The 2621-nt window shown below is 71.7% G+C and carries 3 protein-coding genes; 1 reads left to right on the top strand and 2 read right to left on the bottom strand.

Annotated features, from left to right (window positions below):
* Positions 1 to 156: 156 nt before the first annotated feature.
* Together SACHA_RS0104330 and SACHA_RS0104325 are read right to left on the bottom strand one after the other, a co-directional pair.
* Complete coding sequence (locus tag SACHA_RS0104330; RefSeq protein WP_019807483.1) at positions 157 to 1536, bottom strand: GntP family permease; 1380 nt, start codon at positions 1534 to 1536, stop codon at positions 157 to 159.
* A 60-nt stretch (positions 1537 to 1596) separates the two neighbouring features.
* On the bottom strand, positions 1597 to 2145 hold the full coding sequence (locus SACHA_RS0104325; RefSeq protein WP_019807482.1) for a gluconokinase: 549 nt from the start codon (positions 2143 to 2145) through the stop codon (positions 1597 to 1599).
* 98 nt (positions 2146 to 2243) lie between these two features.
* On the opposite strand from SACHA_RS0104325, the gene SACHA_RS0104320 reads away from it, so the two are divergent.
* The coding region (locus tag SACHA_RS0104320) for a FadR/GntR family transcriptional regulator (protein WP_019807481.1) at positions 2244 to 2621 on the top strand (378 nt) is incomplete at its 3' end.

Below are 2621 nucleotides of genomic sequence, written 5' to 3'. Positions count from 1 at the left end.
CCGCCCAGCACCACCGTGGCGCCCGCCCCGGCCAGTCCGTCCGCCAGCGCCCGGCCGATGCCCCGGCTCGCGCCGGTGACCAGCGCGACCCGTCCCGTCAGGTCGAACGACGCCGTCGACATGAATCTCCCTCCACCGGGGCGCGGACGCCCCGGATCACGCGATCGCGTACACCAGCGAGGCCAGGCCGAAGCCGACCAGGCCGATCGTGGTCTGCATGACGGTCCAGGTCTTGAGCGTGGTCTTGACGTCCATCTCGAAGAACCGGCCGACGAGCCAGAAACCCGAGTCGTTGACGTGGCCCGCCGTCACCGACCCCGCGGCCAGGGCCAGCACGAGCGCGGCCAGTTCGACCCCGTTGAACGCCCCGCCCGCGACGATCGGCTGCATGAGCCCGGCCGCGGTCGTGAGCGCGACGGTGGCCGACCCCTGGGCGACCCGCAGGGTCGTGGCGATCAGGTAGCCGGCCACGACCGCGGGAAGGCCGATGTCGGACATCGCCCCGGAGACGGCGTCGCCGATGCCGCTGGCTTCCAGCACACCGCCGAACATGCCGCCCGCCCCGGTGATCAGAATGATCGCGGCGACCGGGCCGAGCGCGGAGTCGAGCAGCTTGTCCACGGTGTCCCTGCCGCGTCCCCGCCGCGTGCCGAGCACGTACATGGCGACGAACACCGTGATCAGCAACGCGATCGCGGTCGAGCCGAGCGTGAGTACGACGTCGTACCAGCCCGCGTCACTGTCGACCCAGCCCACCTCACCGGCCGTGCTCAGTCCGGTGTTCGCGAAGATCAGCAGAACCGGGAGCAGCAGCAGGCCGATCACCGTGCCCGCCTTCGGCGGATTCTCGTCGTGCTCGGACCCGCCGCCGAGGATGTCGGGCACCGGCAGGACGATGCGGTTGCCCACCCACAGGCCGTAGAGGTAGCTGGTGAGGTACCAGGTCGGCACGGCCAGCAGCAGGCCGAGCGCCAGGACGAGCCCGACGTCGGCGCCCAGCAGGCCGCTGGCGGCGACCGGGCCGGGGTGCGGCGGGACGTAGACGTGCATCACCGAGAACGCGCCCGCGGCGGGCAGGCCGTAGCGCAGGACACCGCCGCCGAGCCTGCGGGCGACGGAGAACACGATCGGCAGCATCACCACGAGCCCGGCGTCGAAGAAGATGGGGAAGCCGAACAGCAGCGACGCGACACCGAGCGCGAGGGGCGCACGGCGTTCGCCGAACCGGCGGATCATCGCGTCGGTGAGTGCCTGGGCGCCACCGCTGACCTCGACGAGCCTGCCGAGCATGGCGCCGAGGCCCACCAGCAGGGCCACACTGGCCAGGGTGGATCCGAACCCTTCGGTGAGGGTGTCCATCACCTGCCCGGCCGGGATGCCCGCGGCGAACGCGGTGCCGATGCTGACCACGACCAGCGCCAGGAAGGCGTGGACGCGGAAGCGGATGATGAGCAGCAGCAGGACGGCGACCGCGCCCGCCGCGATGCCGAGCAGCGGCCCGGCGCCGAGGGTCTGGGTCCACTCGTCGGTATTCATCGAAAGCTCCGTTGCTTCTCGCGGTCGGTGGGGACGGACTCGCGGGTGCTGACCTCGCCCCTATCCGGAGGGCGGCGTGCCGGGACCGGGGGTGCCGGAGCCGTGGGAGAGGCCGAGCCGGGACAGGGCCGTCTCGGCGATCTCGTCGGGGCCGCGGCCGAGGTCGACACGGATGCCGTCCTCGTCCGGGGCGAGGTCCTCCAGGTCGTGGAACTGCGAGTCCAAGAGTGAGGAGGGCATGAAGTGGCCGGAACGATCGGCCAACCTGCGGACGACCAGGTCCGGTTCACCCCGCAGATGGACGAACCGCACCCGGGCCGACGACTCCCGCAGGATGTCGCGGTAGGACCGTTTCAGGGCCGAACAGGCGACGACGGTGTCGGTGCCCTCGTCGGCCCGCCGGGTGATCCAGTCCCGCAGGGCCCGCAACCACGGCCCCCGGTCGGCGTCGGTGAGCGGGGTCCCGGCGGTCATCCGTTCGACGTTGGCCGCCGGGTGGAACTCGTCCGCCTCGGCCATGGTCCAGCCGAGCCGGTGTGCGAGTGCGGCGGCGACCGTGCTCTTCCCGGCGCCGGAGACCCCCATCACCACCAGGCACGTGGCAGCCATGGCTTCGCTCCTCACTGAAAGGTAGTACCTAATGCGGCGAAAGATAACACCATTGAGTCGACCGGGGGAAGACACGGGGGCGCCGATAGGCTCGGGGCGTGAGCACGCAGCCGGGCGCCGGGGTCCTGCACGACACCGTGCTGGACACCCTCGGTGCCGAGATCACGAGTGGGGACCTGCCCTGTGACCACGTGCTGACCCTGGACTCCATCCGGGACCGGTTCGGCGTCTCCCGGACGGTGGCCCGGGAGACGATGCGCATTCTCGAATCGATGGGGCTGGTCCGCTCGCGCAGGCGCGTCGGCATCACGGTTCAGCCCGTGGAGAACTGGAACGTCTTCGATCCGCGGGTCATCTGGTGGCGGCTCGCGGGGCCGGGGCGGGACGCCCAGCTGCGGACCCTGACGGAACTGCGGATCGCGGTCGAACCGCTGGCCGCGGGCGCCGCCGCCCGCAGCGCCTCCGCCGACGAACGC

The organism is Saccharomonospora halophila 8, assembly GCF_000383775.1.
Classification (GTDB): domain Bacteria; phylum Actinomycetota; class Actinomycetes; order Mycobacteriales; family Pseudonocardiaceae; genus Saccharomonospora; species Saccharomonospora halophila.
This window is presented reverse-complemented; position numbering and strand designations above follow the sequence as displayed.